This is a genomic window from Chromobacterium sp. S0633, from assembly GCF_024158805.1.
Classification (GTDB): Bacteria; Pseudomonadota; Gammaproteobacteria; order Burkholderiales; family Chromobacteriaceae; genus Chromobacterium.
In genome coordinates, this window is the sequence record NZ_JAMZGH010000051.1 from 1 (window position 1) to 17,484 (window position 17,484).

The 17,484-nt window shown below is 66.4% G+C and carries 15 protein-coding genes, 1 tRNA gene and 1 pseudogene; 7 read left to right on the plus strand and 10 right to left on the minus strand.

Going from position 1 to position 17,484, the window contains the following annotated elements:
- Position 1: 1 nt before the first annotated feature.
- Positions 2–77 (minus strand) — tRNA-Val (locus NK214_RS21835).
- Between the two features lie 218 nt (positions 78–295).
- On the opposite strand from NK214_RS21835, the gene NK214_RS21840 reads away from it, so the two are divergent.
- Positions 296–1,261 (plus strand): acetyl-CoA carboxylase carboxyltransferase subunit alpha, encoded by a 966-nt coding sequence (locus NK214_RS21840; RefSeq protein ID WP_107798665.1) that lies wholly within the window; start codon positions 296–298, stop codon positions 1,259–1,261.
- 61 nt (positions 1,262–1,322) lie between these two features.
- Entirely contained in the window at positions 1,323–2,579 is a 1,257-nt protein-coding gene (gene tilS / locus NK214_RS21845) for a tRNA lysidine(34) synthetase TilS (protein ID WP_253315520.1), read from the plus strand.
- 84 nt (positions 2,580–2,663) lie between these two features.
- Here tilS and NK214_RS21850 read toward each other — a convergent pair whose 3' ends face one another.
- The 3 genes from NK214_RS21850 to NK214_RS21860 form a co-directional block, all read right to left on the minus strand.
- Positions 2,664–3,380, minus strand: coding sequence for a UDP-2,3-diacylglucosamine diphosphatase (locus NK214_RS21850; protein ID WP_253315508.1), 717 nt, complete (start codon positions 3,378–3,380; stop codon positions 2,664–2,666).
- Positions 3,381–3,456: 76 nt separating this feature from the next.
- A complete protein-coding gene (locus NK214_RS21855) occupies positions 3,457–3,948 on the minus strand; it encodes a peptidylprolyl isomerase (RefSeq protein ID WP_107798668.1) in 492 nt (163 codons plus the stop codon).
- A gap of 65 nt (positions 3,949–4,013) precedes the next feature.
- On the minus strand, positions 4,014–4,571 hold the full coding sequence (locus NK214_RS21860; RefSeq protein ID WP_227107700.1) for a peptidylprolyl isomerase: 558 nt from the start codon (positions 4,569–4,571) through the stop codon (positions 4,014–4,016).
- Between the two features lie 246 nt (positions 4,572–4,817).
- Between NK214_RS21860 and NK214_RS21865 the strand changes: the two genes are divergently transcribed.
- From NK214_RS21865 to NK214_RS21885, 5 genes and pseudogenes are all read left to right on the plus strand, one after another.
- On the plus strand, positions 4,818–6,098 hold the full coding sequence (locus tag NK214_RS21865; protein WP_253315509.1) for an OmpP1/FadL family transporter: 1,281 nt from the start codon (positions 4,818–4,820) through the stop codon (positions 6,096–6,098).
- 126 nt (positions 6,099–6,224) lie between these two features.
- Positions 6,225–7,994, plus strand: coding sequence for an ABC transporter transmembrane domain-containing protein (locus tag NK214_RS21870; RefSeq protein WP_253315510.1), 1,770 nt, complete (start codon positions 6,225–6,227; stop codon positions 7,992–7,994).
- A gap of 89 nt (positions 7,995–8,083) precedes the next feature.
- A pseudogene (locus NK214_RS21875) lies at positions 8,084–8,611 on the plus strand (cache domain-containing protein); the annotation flags it as partial.
- A complete protein-coding gene (locus tag NK214_RS25190; RefSeq protein ID WP_371926305.1) occupies positions 8,594–9,694 on the plus strand; it encodes a methyl-accepting chemotaxis protein in 1,101 nt (366 codons plus the stop codon). The pseudogene NK214_RS21875 and the gene NK214_RS25190, both read left to right, overlap by 18 nt.
- Positions 9,695–9,747: 53 nt before the next feature.
- On the plus strand, positions 9,748–10,410 hold the full coding sequence (locus tag NK214_RS21885) for a DUF6348 family protein (RefSeq protein ID WP_227107704.1): 663 nt from the start codon (positions 9,748–9,750) through the stop codon (positions 10,408–10,410).
- 186 nt (positions 10,411–10,596) lie between these two features.
- On the opposite strand, the gene NK214_RS21890 is transcribed toward NK214_RS21885, so the two are convergent.
- From NK214_RS21890 to NK214_RS21915, 6 genes are all read right to left on the minus strand, one after another.
- Positions 10,597–11,940, minus strand: a complete 1,344-nt coding sequence (locus NK214_RS21890) for a sigma-54 dependent transcriptional regulator (protein ID WP_253315511.1) — start codon at positions 11,938–11,940, stop codon at positions 10,597–10,599.
- A complete protein-coding gene (locus NK214_RS21895) occupies positions 11,937–13,775 on the minus strand; it encodes an ATP-binding protein (protein ID WP_253315512.1) in 1,839 nt (612 codons plus the stop codon). Before NK214_RS21895 ends, NK214_RS21890 begins: the two co-directional genes overlap by 4 nt.
- A gap of 27 nt (positions 13,776–13,802) precedes the next feature.
- Positions 13,803–14,594 (minus strand): ABC transporter ATP-binding protein, encoded by a 792-nt coding sequence (locus tag NK214_RS21900; RefSeq protein ID WP_253315513.1) that lies wholly within the window; start codon positions 14,592–14,594, stop codon positions 13,803–13,805.
- A gap of 246 nt (positions 14,595–14,840) precedes the next feature.
- Entirely contained in the window at positions 14,841–15,671 is an 831-nt protein-coding gene (locus NK214_RS21905) for an ABC transporter permease (RefSeq protein ID WP_227107708.1), read from the minus strand.
- An 18-nt stretch (positions 15,672–15,689) separates the two neighbouring features.
- The gene (locus NK214_RS21910; RefSeq protein WP_107798677.1) at positions 15,690–16,664 is read right to left on the minus strand and encodes an ABC transporter substrate-binding protein; all 975 of its coding nucleotides are present in this window, start codon (positions 16,662–16,664) and stop codon (positions 15,690–15,692) included.
- 257 nt (positions 16,665–16,921) lie between these two features.
- Complete coding sequence (locus tag NK214_RS21915) at positions 16,922–17,338, minus strand: hypothetical protein (protein ID WP_107798678.1); 417 nt, start codon at positions 17,336–17,338, stop codon at positions 16,922–16,924.
- Positions 17,339–17,484: the final 146 nt, after the last annotated feature.

Consider the following 17,484-nt stretch of genomic DNA (forward strand, 5'->3'; position numbering starts at 1 on the left):
TTGGTGGGCGTTGACGGAGTCGAACCGCCGACATTCTGCTTGTAAGGCAGACGCTCTACCAACTGAGCTAAACGCCCTGAATCCTTTTCGCTGCTGCGTTTGCGTTTCAGCGAGGAGGCGAATTAAAACACAGGGTTTAAGCTTGCGCAAGTGGTCTACCCGCAAATTTTTGCAACCGGCGGCAATTTCGAATAAATGCTCCAAAATTTAATGTTTTTGTCAGACAGAAAGGTGACGCCGACTTTGCCGCTAAGGTATCATGCCGCCATTAGCTATTTATCGGATGACGTTACGAATGAAGCCGACCTTTCTCGATTTTGAGCAGCCTATTGCCGAGCTCGAGAACAAAATAGAAGAACTTCGCTATGTTCAGGACGATTCCGTGCTGGACATCTCCGAGGAGATCGCGCGCCTGCAGAAGAAGAGCCAGGACTTGACCAAGTCCCTCTACGCCAAGCTGACGCCGTCTCAAATCGCCTTGGTGGCGCGCCATCCGCAGCGCCCCTACGCGCTCGACTATATAGAGAGTATTTTCACCGACTTCGAAGAGCTGCACGGCGACCGCGCGTTTGCCGACGACGCCGCCATCGTGGGCGGTCTGGCCCGTTTCAACGGCCAGTCGGTGATGGTCATCGGCCAGCAGAAGGGCCGGGACACCAAGGAAAAGATCCGCCGCAATTTCGGCATGCCGCATCCGGAAGGCTATCGCAAGGCCCTGCGCCTGATGAAGCTGGCCGAGAAGTTCGGCATCCCGGTGGTCACCTTGGTGGACACCACCGGCGCTTGGCCCGGCATCGGCGCGGAAGAACGCGGCCAATCCGAGGCCATCGGCCGCAATCTCTATGAAATGACCCGTTTGCGCGTGCCCGTCATCGTGACGGTGATAGGCGAGGGCGGTTCCGGCGGCGCGCTGGCCATCGCGGTGGGCGATTGCGTCAATATGCTGCAATACGCCACCTACTCGGTGATTTCGCCGGAAGGCTGCGCCTCCATCTTGTGGAAGACCGCCGAGCGCGCGTCCGACGCCGCGGAAGCCCTGGGCATCACCGCGCCGCGCCTGAAGACGCTGGGCTTGATCGACCGCGTGGTCAACGAGCCGGTGGGCGGCGCGCATCGCGATCACGCTCAGATGATGGCGACGCTGAAGCGCGTGCTGCAGGAAGAGTTGAAAGACTTGACCGGCAAGCCGATCGACGAGTTGCTGAAAACCCGTTTCGACAGATTGATGAGTTATGGCCGCTTCAAGGAAGCCGCAGCCTGACCCGCTCGAATCTCTGTTAAGCCATTGGCCGGACGAATTGTCCGGCCAATGTGCTTTTGAGGTGGGCTTGAGCGGCGGCCTGGATTCGGTGGCGCTGCTGGCGCTGCTGTGCCGCGCGCGGGAGCGCCGTCCGGAGCTGGAGATCCGCGCGGTGCATGTGCACCACGGGCTGAGCCCGAACGCCGACGCCTGGGCCGAGCACTGTCGCGCCTTGTGCGCGTCGCTGGGCGCGTCTTTGCGGGTGGAGCGGGTAAAGCTGGTCCTGAGCGGCGGCGACAGTCTGGAAGCGGTGGCCCGCGAGGCGCGCTACCAGGCGTATCGGCGTTCCGCCGCCGGCGTGGTGGTTTTGGCGCATCATCTGGACGATCAGGCGGAAACCGTGCTGCTGCAATTGCTGCGCGGCGGCGGCGCGCGCGCTCTGGCGGCGATGCCGGCCTTGCGCAAGCTGGACGCGGACGGGCCCTGGCTGTGGCGGCCCTTGCTGGGTTTGCGCCGGCGGCAGCTGGAGGCGTTCGTTCAGGCGCAGGGCCTGAGCTGGGTTGAGGACGAGAGCAATCAGGACGAGCGCTGGCGGCGCAATCTGCTGCGTCAGCGGCTGCTGCCGCAGCTGGAGGCGGCGCTGCCGGATTATCGCCGGCATCTGACGCGATCGGCCGGCTTGCTGGCGGACGCCGCCGCGGTGCTGGACGAGGTGGCGGCGCAGGATCTGGCCGCTTGCCGGCGCGAAGGCGGCCTGGACCTGACTCGCTGGCGAGGCTTGTCCGCGGCCAGGCAACGCCAATGCCTGCTGGCCTGGCTGCGCGGCCTGGCCTGGCCGGCGCCGGAGCCGGACGCGTTGGCGGAGTTCCAGCGCCAGGCGCTGGAGGCCGGCGCCGCCAGCTGTCCGCGGCTGAGTCTGGCGCGGGGCCTGTTATACCGTTATCGCGACGGCCTGTTCGCCTTGCCGGCGCTGCCGGCGCCGGCGGCCGTGTCGCTGGGGGCGGTGGAGCCTGCGGCGGAACGCCTGGTGCAAGAGTGGGGCGGGACGCTGAGCTGGGAGTGGCGGCAAAGCGGCCTGCCGGCGGAGGCCTTGGCGCGAGGTTTGAACCTGCGGCCGCGCGAGGGCGGCGAGCGGCTGGCGGCCGGGGTGGGGCGCAAGCCGGTGAAGAACTTTCTGCAGGAGGCCGGCATCGCGCCGCCCTTGCGCGAGCGCTGGCCGCTGTTGTGCGACGCCGACGGGCGCGTGCTGGCGCTGCCCGGCGTGGCGGTGGACGCCGAACTGGCCTGCGGGCCGGGCTGGTGGCCGCTGTGGCGGCCGCTGTCGGCGGAGCCGCGCTGACGTGAAAAACGCCTGCCGATCCGGCAGGCGTTTTGCATTTGCAATCTGATGTCTCGCGATGCGCAGCGGACTTTGCGCAAATTCTCAGGCGGCGTTCAGCGGCAGGCTGACGATGCCCGCATCGTCCAGGCGCAGATAGCCGCCCTGGTTCCCGTGCCAGTCCTGGATCACCCAGCGCTCGGAGGCGCCGTGTCGGTGGACCGCGGGGCGGTGGGTATGGCCGTGGATCAGCGTCGGCCAGTCGTGGGCGGCCAGCAGCGCCTCGACCGCGTCGGCGGCGACGTCCGAAATCTCGCTCAGGCCGTTCTGTTGTTTGCTCATCTCGCTTTGCTGGCGCGCCTGACGCGCAATCGCGTGGCGCTCCGCCAGCGGCCGCGCCAGCATCGCCCGCTGCCACTGCGGGTTGCGGCTGACGGCTCGAAACTGCTGATAGGCGGCGTCGCCGGTGCACAGCGCGTCGCCGTGGCTGAGCAGGCAGCGGCGGCCATGGGCCTCGATCAAGCTTGGATCGTCCAGCAGCCGCGCGCCGCTGCGCAGACAGAAGCCCTCGCCCAGCAGGAAATCGCGGTTGCCGTGCATCACGTACAGCGGCGTGGCGGCGGCGAAGGCGCGCATCGCAGCCAGCGGCGTTTCCAGGAACGGCGAATCGTCGTCGTCGCCCACCCAGTATTCGAACAGATCGCCCAGGATGTAGAGCGCGTCGATCCGGCCTTGCCAGGCTTGCAGCGTGTCCAGAAACAAACGGTTCAGCGCCGGAGTGTCGTCCGCCAGGTGCAGATCGGAAATGAAGTGAATGGCCATGTCGCGTGCGGATGAGTTGAAGCCCGGCCGGACGGCCGGGCTGGGAGCGCGCCGCGCGTCGCGCGGCGTCGGCGAATCAAATGATTTCGGCTTTCTCGATCACCACGGCTTCCGCCGGCACGTCCTGATGCGGGCCGCTGCGACCGGTGCGCACCGCCTTGATGCTGTCCACTACGTCCTGGCCTTCCACAACCTGGCCAAACACGGCGTAGCCCCAGCCTTGGGCGCTTTCCGATTTGAAATCCAGGAAGTCGTTGTCGGACACATTGATGAAGAACTGGGCGGAGGCCGAGTGCGGGTCCATGGTGCGGGCCATGGCCACGGTGTAGGCCTTGTTGGCCAGGCCGTTATTGGCCTCGTTCTCGATCGGCGCGTTGGTCGGCTTTTGCGACATGTCGGCGGTGAAGCCGCCGCCCTGGATCATGAAGCCGTTGATCACGCGGTGGAAGATGGTGCCGTCGTAATGGCCGCTTTTTACGTACTCTTCAAAGTTGGCGGCGGTTTTCGGGGCCTTGTCGGCGAACAGTTCCAGCACGATGGCGCCGAAGTTGGTGGTCAGTTTGATCATGGTGTTTCCTTGATGACGGGCAGGCCGCGTGGGGCCTGCCGGTATGAAAGAGGTTGTAGAAAAGCTTAAGGCTTGATGGTGACTTTCTGGATCACGATGGGCTCGAACGGCACGTCGCCCATGCCGTTCATGCTGCCGGTGCGGGTCTTGGCGATGCGGTTGACCACGTCCATGCCGCGGGTCACTTTGCCGAACACCGCATAGCCGGCGCCCTGGGGCGTCGGGGATTTATAGTCGAGGAAGTCGTTGTTGGCCACATTGATGAAGAACTGGGCGGTGGCGGAATTCGGGTCCGCGGTGCGGGCCATGGCGATGGTGCCTATGCCGTTCTTCAGGCCGTTGCTCGCCTCGTTGGCGATGGCGGCGCGGGTGGGCTTCTGGTTCAGCTTGGTGTCGAAGCCGCCGCCCTGGATCATGAAGCCGTCGATCACGCGGTGGAACACGGTGCCGTTGTAGTGGCCGGCCTTGGCGTAGGCGACGAAGTTTTCCACGGTCTTGGGGGCTTTGGCCGAGTCCAGCGCAATCTCGATATTGCCCTTGTTCGTGGTCATTTCCACTGTCGGCGAGGCCAGGGCCACGGCGGGCAGCGCGCTCAACGCCAGCATGCTCAGCATTCGTTTCATGGTTGCTTTATTCAACAGGGTTATGAGGAGCCGCCAATATTAGCACAGCCTTTTGATTCAGCGCATGGCGCGGCCGTCTTATGCTTTTAGCCTAAGGCGGACTTCTTGTTTTTTTAAAAAATAGTATTTAGACTCCACCCCCTAAAAATTGTGTGATCGCTATCTATTTGGATGGCATATTTTCGCACGCAAGCTCGGTTTCCAATAACAAAAGGCGGCAGCCGCCGCCGGGGTAGATATAAAAAAATGAAAGCATTCGCACCTTCCGCTGTTCGCCTCATTCCCGCGCTGGTGGCCGGCCTGTTGGTCGCCGCGCCGCTGGCTCAGGCCGCCGGCTTCCAATTGTCCGAGCAAAGCGTGGCCGGCCTGGGCCGCGCCCACGCCGGCGCCGGCTTGGTGGGCGACGACCTGTCCGCCGTCTTCTACAACCCGGCCGGCATGACCTTGATTGAAGGCACTCAGGTGCAGGGCGGCTTCACCTACGCCGAAATCGACGCGCCGTTCGAAGGCAAGGGCGGTTTCCCGGCCGCGCGCCAGGGCAGCGACAACGGCCGCGCCAAGGCCGAATTCATCCCCAACGCCTATCTGGTGCATCAGTTGAGCGAACGCGCCCGCCTGGGCCTGGGCATCACCGTGCCCTTCGGCCTCGGCGCCAGCTATGACGACAACTGGGTGGGCCGCAACCACGGCATTTCCAGTTCCATCATGACCGTGGACTTCAACCCGTCCTTCGCCTACAAGCTGGACGACAAGTGGAGCTTCGGCGCCGGCGTGTCGGCGCAGTACGCCAAGGCCGATCTGAAGCAGGGTGCCTTCTTCCCGGGCGCCACCGGCGAGATCGACGCCGACAGCTGGGCCTACGGCTACAATCTGGGCCTGATGTACGCGTTCAACCAGGACAACCGCGTTGGCCTGTCCTATCGCTCCAAGCTGCACCATAAGGCGCGCGGCGACTATACCGCCAGCGGTTTCAACCGTCTCGGCATTCCGGGCATGACCAATCTGGATGGCGTGTATGCCGGCGCCGCCGACGTCACCACGCCGGAATCGCTGCTGTTGTCCGGTTTCAGCCGTCTGAACAGCAAGTGGGCGCTGAGCGCCACCGCGCGCTGGACCAACTGGAGCCGCTTCGATCAGCTGGTGATCAAGGGCAATCCGCTGGCCGACACCGTGATCGACAATCACTGGAAAGCCAGCTGGCTGTTCTCGGTGGGCGCCGACTACAACTTCAACGAGCAACTGACGCTGCGCAGCGGCGTGGGCTATGAAACCAGCCCGGTGCGCAACGCCAGCTACCGCAATCCGCTGATTCCGGACACCGACCGTGTCTGGCTGAGCCTGGGCGCCAGCTACAAGGCCAGCAAGCAGCTGACCGTGGACGCCGGCTACACCTATCTGATGGGCGTGGGCGACCGCGACGTCAACCATACCGCTAAGAGTCCTCGGAACAACATCGACACGCTGCAAGGTTCTTACAGCTCTATCCGCGGCCACTTGCTGGGCGTGCAGATGCAGTACAAGTTCTGATTCAGGCAAGCCTGACCGTCCCGCCGCCGCCGGCTTCGCCCGCGGCGGTTTTTTCATGTCCGGGGGTGCGGTTTGTCCGGCGGCAGGCTAGAGTAGGGCGCTGTGTTTCTCTGAGCGTCCATTCCCATGTCCGTTGCCCCCTCCCCATGGCTGCGGCTGAGCCCGCTGGCCGGCCTGTTGCCCTATCTGCGCCCGTACCGGCTGCGAGCCTGGCTGGCCTTGCTGGCCCTGATCGTGGCCGCCGCCGCCACCCTGTTGCTGCCGGTGGCGTTTCGCTTTCTGATCGACCATGGTTTCAGCCAGCGCGCGGCGGCGGACATCAACCGCTATTTCCTCGGCCTGTTCGGCGTGGCGGCGGTGCTGGCCCTGGCCACCGCGCTGCGTTTTTATTGCGTGTCCTGGCTGGGCGAACGCGTCACCGCCGACATCCGCCGCGCGGTGTATCAGCATGTGATCCGGGTCAGCCCGGAATACTTTGAAGTCACCCAGACCGGCGAGGTGCTGTCCCGGCTGACCACCGACACCACCCTGGTGCAGACCGTGATCGGCACCAGCCTGTCCATGGGGCTGCGCAACGCGCTGCTGATGCTGGGCGGCCTGGCCATGCTGATGGCCACCAGCCCCAGTCTGACCGCCTACATCCTGGTGACGCTGTTGCTGGTGGTCTTGCCCATCGTGGTCTTCGGCCGCCGGGTGCGGACCTTGTCCCGTTCCAGCCAGGACCGCATCGCGGATTCCAGCGCCATCGCCGGCGAAACCCTGAACGCCATTCCCACGGTGCAGGCCTTTAATCAGCAGGCGCGGGAGAGCCGGCGCTTCGGCGCTTCGGTGGAGACGGGTTTCGACGCCGCGCTGGCGCGCATCCGCGCGCGCTCCTGGTTGACGGTGGCGGTGATCCTGCTGATCTTCGGCGCCATTGTCTTCGTCTTGTGGCTGGGCGCGCACGCGGTGCTGGAAGGCGCGATGAGCGCCGGCCAGCTGGGCCAGTTCATCCTGTACGCGGTGGTGACCGCCGGCGCCATCGGCGCGCTGGCGGAGGTGTGGGGCGATGTGCAGCGCGCGGCCGGCGCCACCGAGCGTCTGATGGAGCTGCTGTCCCTGCGCTCGCCGGTGACGGAGCCGGCCGCGCCGCGCGCCTTGCCGGCCGGGCCCGCCGGCCTGGCGTTGCGCGACGTCGATTTCGCCTATCCGTCCCGCCCCGGCCAGCCCTCGCTCAGCGGCATCCGGCTCAGCGTGAGCCCCGGCGAGCACGTGGCGCTGGTGGGGCCGTCCGGCGCCGGCAAGTCCACCTTGTTCCAGCTCTTGCTGCGTTTTTACGATCCGCAGCAAGGCCAATTGCTATTGGGCGGCGTGGACGTGCGCGAGCTGTCCTTCGCCGATTTGCGCGGCCATGTGGGCGTGGTCTTGCAGGATTCGGTGATCTTCGGCGCCAGCGCGCTGGAGAACATCCGCTACGGCAAACCCGAGGCCAGCGACGAGGAGGTGCGGGCCGCGGCCCGCGCCGCCGCCGCCGACGGCTTCATCGAGAAGCTGCCGCAGGGCTACGACACCTATCTGGGCGAACGCGGCGTGCGCCTGTCCGGCGGCCAGCGCCAACGCATCGCCATCGCCCGCGCCATCTTGAAGAACCCGCCTTTGCTGCTGCTGGACGAAGCCACCAGCGCGCTGGACGCGGAGTCGGAACAACAGGTGCAGCAGGCGCTGGAGCGCGCCGCGCAAAACCGCACCACCCTGGTGATCGCCCACCGGCTGGCCACGGTCAAGCAGGCGGACCGCATCGTGGTGCTGGACCAGGGCCGCATCGTGGCCGAAGGCAGTCACCAGAGCCTGTTGGCCGACTCGCCCTTGTACGCGCGGCTGGCGGCCTTGCAGTTCGCCGCCGGCGGGGAGGGTTGAGGCAGCGTCCGCTTAAGCATAATGAATAGTCTATGCTCCATGGATGAACGGCCGCCGCGCGGCGCCGAGACCCGTGATGGAGCGAAGACATGAAACTGGCTGTCCGTTTGGGGGGCGTGGTGTTGTGCGCCGGGCTGGGCCTGTGCGTGGTGGCCGGATTCGCCTTGCACACCTTGCGTTCCACCCTGCTGGAGGACCGCAAGGCGCAGATCGGCAGCCTGGTGCACCTGGCGGGCCAGCAGGTGGCCATGTACCAGAAGCAGGAGCAAAGCGGCAAGCTCAAGCGCGAGGAGGCGCAGCGGCGCGCGGTCGAAGCGATGTCCGGGCTGCGCGACAAGGGCAACTACGTGTTCGCGCGCGACGCGTCGGACCTGGTGCTGGTGCACCCGGACCGGCGCAAGCTGGGCTAGCGGGACACCGGCGGCAAGCTGCCGGACGGCCGCACCCTGGTGCAGGCCTACCGCGACGCGCTGTCGAACGGCGATTTCGGCTTTGCGCTGGTGCGCACCAAGCGGCCCAACGGCAACGAGGTGCTGCCCAAGCTCAATGCGGTGATGCGGATACCGGACTGGAACTGGACCATAGGCACAGGCGTGTTCATGGACGATGTGGAAAGCCAGTTCAACGGCCTGGCGCTCAAGCTCTCCGGCATCGGCCTGGCGGTGTTGGCGGTGGTGACGCTGCTGGCCTGGCGCGTGGCCGCGTCCATTTTCCGCTTGATCGGCGGCGAGGCGGAGGCGGCCGCGGCGACGGCGCGGGCGATGGCGGCCGGCGATCTGAGCCAGACATTGGAGCGCGCGCCGAGCGAGGGCAGCCTGATGGACGCCTTCGCCGGCATGCAGCGCAGCTTGCGCCAGCTGATCGAACGTCTGCAGGACGGTTCCGCGCAGCTGGAGCGTTCGGTGGGCGGTTTGTCCGGACGCATGCAGCAGATTCACGGCCAGGTGGAGCAATCGGCGGCGGCCAGCGCCGGCGCCGCGGAAACCACCGCCGGCATGCTGGACGGCGTGGCCGAGGTGTCGCGCCGCAGCGCGGAGAGCGAGTCGGACTCCGCCAACGCCTGCGCGCTGGCGGACGAGGGCGAAGGCCTGGTGCGCCGCGCGGCCGAGGAGATCCAGGCGGTGTCCGGTCAGGTGGCGGCGGCCTCCGGCTGCATAGGCGAACTGGCCGAGCGCTGCCGCGCGATCGACGTCACCGCCGCGGTGATCAAGGACATCGCCGACCAGACCAATCTCTTGGCGCTGAACGCGGCGATAGAAGCCGCGCGCGCCGGCGAGCTGGGCCGCGGCTTCGCGGTGGTGGCGGACGAGGTGCGCAAGCTGGCCGACCGCAGCGGCGAGGCCACGCGCCAGATCGCCGCCACCATCCAGGCGATTCAGGCGGACACCGATTCCGTGGTGGCCAGCATGGGCGAGGTGGGGCCGCGGGTGGACAGCGGCGTGGCCATGGCCCGGCAGGCCGCGGACGCCTTGCAGCGCATCCGCGGCGGCGCGCAGTCCGCGCGCGACAATATCCGCGCGGTGGCCGGCGCCGCCGCGGCGCAGGCCGAGGCCAACCGCGAGGTGGCCGGCAATATGGAGCAGGTGGCCGGCCTGGCCGGACAGACCCGCGCCACCGCCCTGGCGGCCGAGGCCGAGGTGGAAGCGCTGGAGACGCTGGCCGCCGGGCTGCGGCAGGCGGCGGCCAGCTTCAGGCTGTGAGGCGGGCGGTGGTACACTGCCGGCCTCGCGATCAAATCAAAAGGATGGCCATCTTGTCTGCCCACGTTCCGGAAGCCCAAGCCGCGCTCGACCCCACGCCGCTGCTGGCGCAATTATTGGCCGCCCACGGCCTGCCCTGCCAGGAGGCCAAGGGCTGGCTGCTGCCGCAGGGCCAACTGCCGGCCATAGGCGCTCACTGGACGCCGGGCGAGAACAACGGCCGGCTGGACATCCACGTGCTGTTGGAAAACGACATCCGCTTGATGGAAAGCTTCGCCGGCCTGGGCGCGGGCCGGGAAGGGCTGAACGACGCGCTGGAAAATTTCAGCGCCAATGTGCTGCATGTGTTGCTGGCCGGCCTGTGGGGCGTCCGCGACGAAGCGCAAGTCACCGAACGGCGCTGGGAAATCGCCGGCCGCGACTATATGGCCTATATCGGCAATTTCGGCCTGCGCGGCGGCGCCGATCGGCTGGAGCAAGCCTTGTTCGAGGCGCTGTTCCGCCAGGCCACCGCCGCGCTGCGCGCGGAAACGCTGTCCGGCGACGCGCATTGGACCCGGCTGTTCTTCTGCAATCTGAACGGCGAGTTCGTCTCCGAGGCGCTGCTGGACAATCAACGCTGGGAAGCGGGCCTGAGCCTGTTGGACGCGCTGCCGTGGCCGGCGGCGCAGGGTTATTACAGCCTGCGCCATTTCATGCTGCTGCGCGCGGTGTGAGAACCTGTTTACGATCTGCTGCGCGTCGTGAAGCCCTGCACGGTGAGTACCCGCTCAAAATGCTCATGGACCACGAGTACATTCTGCTTTTTCGCTCGTTTTCGCCTTGTCTCGCCCTAGCTCGCGAGATCGTAAACAGCTTCTGAGGCGGCCGCGCTGGTGCTCGCGAGACCGTAAGCCGGTCCTTCAGGCGCGGTAGCCGTCCGGGTCTATGCCGTGCTTGGCGAACTTGTTGTACAGGGTCTTGCGTGGAATGCCCAGCAGCTCCGCCGCCTGCATCACCTGGCCCTGGGTGCGCAGCAGCGCCTGCTCGATCAATTGCTTCTCGTAGGCGTCCACCCTCGCGTCCAGCGCGCTGGGCGCGTAGGCCGCGGCTTCGCCGTCGTCCGGCGCCACGCCCAGCACATAGCGCTCCGCCGCGTTGCGCAGCTCGCGCACATTGCCCGGCCAGGTCTGCGCCTGCAGGCGGCCCAATAGCGCCGGCGGCGTGTCCGGCGCCGGTCGGTCGAAGCGCGCCGCCGCTTGCTCCACGAACCATTGGAACAAGTCCGGGATGTCCTCGCGCCGTTCGCGCAGCGGCGGCAGCCGCAGCGACACCACATTGAGCCGGTAATACAAGTCTTCGCGGAAGCGCCGCTCCTGGCTGGCCAGGGCCAGATCGTCCTTGGTGGCGGCCACCACCCGGCAGTCCACCGGGATCAGGCTGTTGGAGCCCAGCCTTTCCACCACCCGCTGTTGCAGCACCCGCAAGAGCTTGGCCTGCAAGGCCAGCGGCATGCCTTCGATTTCGTCGAGGAAGAGGGTGCCGCCGCTGGCGTACTCTATCTTGCCGATGCGGCGCTTGAGCGCGCCGGTGAAGGCGCCGGCCTCGTGGCCGAAAATCTCGCTCTCGAAAATGGATTCCGGCAGGCCGGCGCAGTTCAGCGGCACGAAATGACGCTCGCGGCGACGGCTCCAGGCGTGCAGCGCCTGCGCCACCATTTCCTTGCCGGTGCCGGTTTCGCCGTGGATCAGCACGTCGGCGTCGGTGTCGGCGACATTGGCCAGCGTTTCGCGCAGCGCCTGCATGGCCGGGCTATGGCCGATCAGCACCGGTCCGTTGCTGCGCGCCAGGCTGGCGCGCAGTTCGCGGTTTTCCAGCGTCAGCCGTCGCTTGTCCAGCGCGCGTTGCACCGTTTCGATCAGCCGGCCCGGCGCATAGGGCTTTTCGATGAAGTCGTAGGCGCCGGCGCGGGTGGCCGCCACCGCCATCGCGATGTCGCCGTGGCCGGTGACCAGGATCACCGGCAGTTCCCGGTCCTGGTTCAGCGCCTGTTCCATCAGCTCCAGGCCGCTGAGGCCGGGCAGGCGCACATCGCTGAGCAGGACGGCGCGCTCGTCGCGCCTCAGCGCGGTCAGCGCGCTTTCGGCGTCGGCGTAGGCCTGCACCGGCAGGCCGGCCAATTCCAGCGATTGCAGCGTGGCCATGCGCACGGCCGGGTCGTCTTCAACGTAGATCACGCCCGCGCGGACGTTGGGGGAGGGTTTCATGAGGCGGACTCGCAAGGCCAGTTGATGATGAAGCGGGCGCCGCCGTCCGGGTGGTTGCAGGCTTCGATGCGGCCGCCGGACTGTTCGACGATTTCCTGCACGATGGCCAGCCCCAGGCCCAGGCCCTGGCCGCGCGGCTTGGTGCTGTAAAAGGGCTCGAACAGATGCGGCAGATCGGCGTCGGCGATGCCGGGGCCGTGGTCGCGCAGGCGGAATTCCAGCATGCCCGCCTTGTGCAGCAGGCTGATCTCCAGCCGGCCTAGCCCTTGCTGGCGCATCGCGTCTATGGCGTTGCCCAGCAGATTGGTGAACACCTGCTCCAGGCCGATGGCGTCGCAGGCGATGTCGGGACAGCGCGGCGGCAGGTCCAGCTCCAACTCCACCCGGGCCTCGCGCAGCGCCGGCTGCAGCAGGGTCAGCGTGTCGCGTAGCGCGGCGAGGGGATTGGTCTGGCCCAGCGGGCCGCGGTGGCGGCGGGCGAAGGTTTTCAGATCCCGGGTGATGTGGGCGATGCGCTCCACCAACTGGGAAATCTGGCCCAGATTGTCGCTGGCGTCGTCCGGGCGGCCGCGTTGCAACAGGGTCACCGCGTTGTCGGCGAAGGCGCGCAGCGCCGCCAGCGGCTGGTTGATTTCATGGGCGACCCCGGCCGCCATCTGGCCCAGCGCCGCCAGCTTGCTGGCCTCGGCCAATTGGCCGCGGGTGATGCGCAGGCTGTTTTCCGTCTGGATGCGCTCGCGGATTTCCGCCGACAGCTGGGTGTTGCTTAGCGCCAGATCGCGGGTGCGTTCCGCCACTTTGCGCTCCAGCTGGTCGTGGGCCTGCTGTAAAGCCTGTTGCGCCGCCAGTTGCTCCCGCAGCCGGCTCAGCCGCAGCCGCCGGTAATGCCACAGCGTCAGCAGGCCCAGGCCGCTGGCCAGCAGCGTGCTCATGATGGCCAGCAAGGTGAGGTTGCGGCCGTGCATGTCCACCAGCAAGGTCAGCGTCCAGCCGGTTTGCGGCAAGGTCTGGCGGATTTGCAGATAGCGGCCGGCCAGCAGCTTGCGCTCGCTGTCCGGCGCCAGCCAGGCCTGTTCGCGCCAACCCGCGTGCGGTTGCAGCAGCGCGAAGGGATGCAGTTTGGCGCCCAGGTATTGGCGGGTGGCGTCGATCTGGCGGCGCACCGCCGGCGGCAGCGGCTGCCAGGTGGCGAACTTCCAGTCCGGATTGGCGCTGAGAAAGGCCACGCCGTGGCGGTCGCTGACCAAGACCGGCTCCGCGCCCTTGCGCCAGGCTTCCTCCAGCGGCGCCAGGCTGACCTTGACCACCGCCACGCCCACGACGCGGCGGCCGGACAAGACCGGCCAGGACAGAAAATAGCCCGGCTCGCGGCTGGTGCTGCCTATGCCGTAAAAGCTGCCGGACCGGCCGGCCAGCGCCTGCTGAAAATAGGGACGGAAGGCGTAGCTGTTGCCGACGAAGCTGTACGGCGACATCCAGTTGCTGGACGCCAGCGCGATGCCGTCCACGTTGACGATGAAGAGCGCCGAGGTGCGCGACTGCCGGTTCACCTGTTCCAGATAGCGGTTCAACGCCTCCACCCGCCGCGGATTGCGCGGGTCCGCCAGCAGGTTGAGGATGTCCTGGTTCAGCGCCAGCACATAGGGCAGGTAGCGGTATTGCTCCAGCGTGGCGCCGAGGTTGGCGGCGTGCATCTCCGCCCGATGCCGGCCCTCGCGCTCCGCTTCGGTCAACAGCATGCGGCTGGCCAACACCCAGCCGCCGCCCAGCGCCAAGGCCAGCAAGAAGAGGGAGGGCAGGCTTTTCAGCAGGAAACGCAACGCGCGTGCGAGCATGGCGGCGGATCGGAAATCGGCGATGCCTCAGTCTACCGCAGCTTGCAGTTCCGCGGCTTCGTGGCGTGAATGTTCCTCCATCACCAGCCGGGTCAGCTCCCGTTTCAGATCGTTGAAGCCCGGCGCGCTGGGGTCGCGCGGGCGCGGCAGCTCCACCCGCACGTCGCGCTTGATGGTGCCGGGGCGGTAGGTCATCACCACCACTCGGTCCGCCAGGTAGATGGATTCCTCGATGCTGTGGGTGACGAAGATGATGGTCTTGCCGCTCTCCTGCCAGATGCGAAGCAGCTCGTCTTGCAAGGAGCGCCGGGTCAGCGCGTCCAGCGCGCCGAAGGGCTCGTCCATCAGCATCACCGGCGAATCCAGCGCCAGCACCCGCGCAATCGCCACCCGCTGGCGCATGCCGCCGGACAGGTCCTTGGGGAAGCGGTGGCGGAAGTCGCGCAGGTGCAGCTTGTCCAGCAGCGGCTCCACCGCGGCGCGGATCTCGGCCGGGGAGCGTTTCTGGATTTCCAGGCCGAAGCCTATGTTCTGCTCCACCGTCATCCACGGAAACAGCGCGTACTCCTGAAACACCATGCCGCGGTCCGGCCCGGGCGCGGCGACGCGCTGTCCGGACACCAGGATCTCGCCGCCGCTGGGCGGCGCGAAGCCGGCGATGGCGTTGAGCAGCGTGGATTTGCCGCAGCCGGACGGGCCCAGCAGGCAGACGAACTCGCCGGGCTGGATGTCCAGCTGGATGTCGCGCAGGGCGATTACGTCGCCGCCCGGCGTCTTGAATACTTTTTGCACCTGTTGCACTTCGATCTGGGCGCTCATGCCTCATCCTTCCATGTCGCGCAGCAGTGGGGGCCGCTGTTGCGCGAATTCGTTCTTTGCGCCGCGCCCGCGTCGAGGCGGGCCCGGCGGCGCATTGTGATCAGAGCCTGTCCAATGTTCCGCGCGCTAGGGCGAGACAAGGCGACAACTGCCGAGAAAGCGGAATGTACGGGGGGTACATGGGCATTTCTAAGCGGCGCTCACCTTGCGAGGCCCCACAACGCGCAGCGGACATTGAGCGGGTTTTTACTGGTCGATGCCGCGATGCCATTTCAGCAGGCGGTTGTTCAGCCCCTGCATCAGCATGTCGATCAACAGGCCGAGAATGCCGATGGTGACCATGCCGGCGATGACCTTGTCGGTCCAGAAATACTCGCGCGCCTCCATGATGCGGTAGCCGACGCCGCTGTTCACCGCGATCATCTCCGCCACGATCACCACGATGAAGGCGGTGCCCATGCCCACCCGCGCGCCGGTGAAGATGAAGGGCGTGGCCGCCGGCAGGATCACCCGGCGGAACAGGGTGGCGCGGCTGGCGCCCAGGTTGCGCGCGGCTCGGATGTAGATGCCGTCCACATTGCGCACGCCGGAAATGGTGTTCATCAGGATGGGGAAGAAAGCGCCTATGGTGATGAGGAACACTGCCGGCGGATTGCCCAGGCCGAACCACAGGATGGACAGCGGGGTCCAGGCGATGGGCGGGATCGGCCGCAGGAACTGGATCAAGGGGTTGAAGGCCCGGTACACCGGGTCGCTGACGCCCATGAACAGCCCCAGCAGCAAGCCCAGGCCGCCGCCCAGCGCAAAGCCCAGCACCACCCGCCACAGGCTGGCCGCCACGTCGTGGACCAGCTCGCCGGACAGCAGCCAGGCGAGATAGCCGCCGGAGGCCGGATCGTAGGCTTCCAGCGGCTGCCAGTAAGCCAGCCACTTTTGCAATACCGCCAGCGGCGAGGGCAGGATTTGCGGATTGATCCAGCCCAGGCTGGAACTGGCCTGCCAGATCAGCACGATGGCGATGGGCACCGCCAGGCTGGACCAGGCCTGGCCCAGCCGGGAAAACACAGTCTGCTGCATGATTCGCTCCCGCCGCCGTCAATTAACCTTGAGGTCCTGCTTGGCCTTGCTCAGCAAGTCCAGCTTCACCCAGTCCGCCGCCTTGGGCGGCTTGGCCATCTTGCCGATGCCGTACTGCTGCATCATGTCGGTGGTGGTCTGGATATGGGCCACGCTCAGATCGTAGCTGTACGGGGAGTTGGAGATCGCGTCCTGGAAATCGTCGGCGCTGATCTGGTTCTTGAACATATTCTCGCGCACGTATTTTTCCGCCAGCTTGGGGTTCTTGATGAAGGTGTTGGTGGCCTCCACAAAGCATTTGATCAAGCGTTCCGCCACGCCGCGGCGTTCCTTGTACATTTTCTCCGTCATCACCAGGGTGCGGATGGGCTCGCCCAGCGGGGTGTCGTAGGGTTTCAGCACTTCCACGCCGAAGCCTTTATTGATGGCCTGGGACGACTGCGGCTCGGACTGGCTCATCGCGTCTATCTGCTTGCCCATCAAGGCCTGGTTCAGATCGGCGAAGGGCATGTAGATCACCTGCACGTCCTTGCCCGGTTTGTCGGACCAACTGAGCTTGTATTTGGCCAGCTCCGCCGCCAGCAGCAGCTCCTGCGCGCCGCCGCGCGCCACGCCCACTTTCTTGCCCTTCAAATCCTTGACGCTCTTGATGCCGCTGTCCTTGGCGGCCACGATGCGCGCGCCGCCCTTGGCGAAGCCGGCCACCGCGAAGATGGGCGCGCCGCCGGCGCGGCCGGCCACCGCCGCGTCCGCCGCGCTGGCGGCGATATCCACTTCGCCGGCGACGATGGCCGGCATGATGTCTATGCCTTTGGCGAACATGCGCTCCTCGATCTTCAGATCGTATTTGGGCGCAATCTCCTTCATATAGCTGATGGCGCCGTAGTGGGCGAACTTGAGATTGCCCAGGCGGACCACGTCGGCGGCGAGAGCGGGCAGCGAAAGGCCGCCGCCCAGGGCGGCGAGACAGAGCCAGGTGCGGATGCGTTGCATGGTGTTTCTCCTTTGCGGGTATGGGGCCGGGCGGAGCGCGGCAACCTTCTATTTATACGACGTTTGCATTTAAACGACGCGGCGACGCGGGGCGAGGCCGTGAGGTGGTTCTTATTAGGCAAAGCGCGTGCCAGCTTATTTAACCGTTAAGTCGTTGATTTTCATGGCTTGCGTCGGGAGCGCGTGGCCGGATTCAGCCAGCGCCGCCGGCGGCTGTGCCAAAAGCGGCTCAGTCGTCGGCGGCGCAATAGCTGCACTTATTCAGTATCGGCCAAGCGTTTTGCCGTCTGCTGGCGTAAGGCGTCCTCCCGGAGCTTGATGCGGTCGATGTAGCCGAAGATGTCGATGGGGAAGATCAGCACCTGTTCGACCAAGGCGAAGAAGCCGGCCCAATAGCCTTGCTCGGGTCCTTGCACCGAGAAATCGACGTCGGCGGCGATGCGCGCCAGCAAGGCGCGTTTCGGGACGTCGGGATTGTCCTGCAGGTACTGGATGAAATGGCCGGCGTATTCGCGTCCCAGCAAATAGGCCTGGCGATAATCGTCGGCCGGCGGCACTTGCCAGCAATGGACTTGAGGATGGTCCGGCAAGCGCGCGGCGAAGGGCAGTTCCTGATAGGAAACGGGTTTGAGATTGGGGCGGTAATGGCGGCGAATCGGGTATTTGACGGACATGCGCGCACTCCTGTTGATTCAGGCTGCCGATGGGGCGACGGGCAGCCGCAGGCTCATGGCAGGCGCATGGCAGGATTGGAGTTCCGGCGCCACGGTCCGGCGGGTGCGAGCACCCTCCCACCACGGCCTGCCCGTTTTAGGTATGG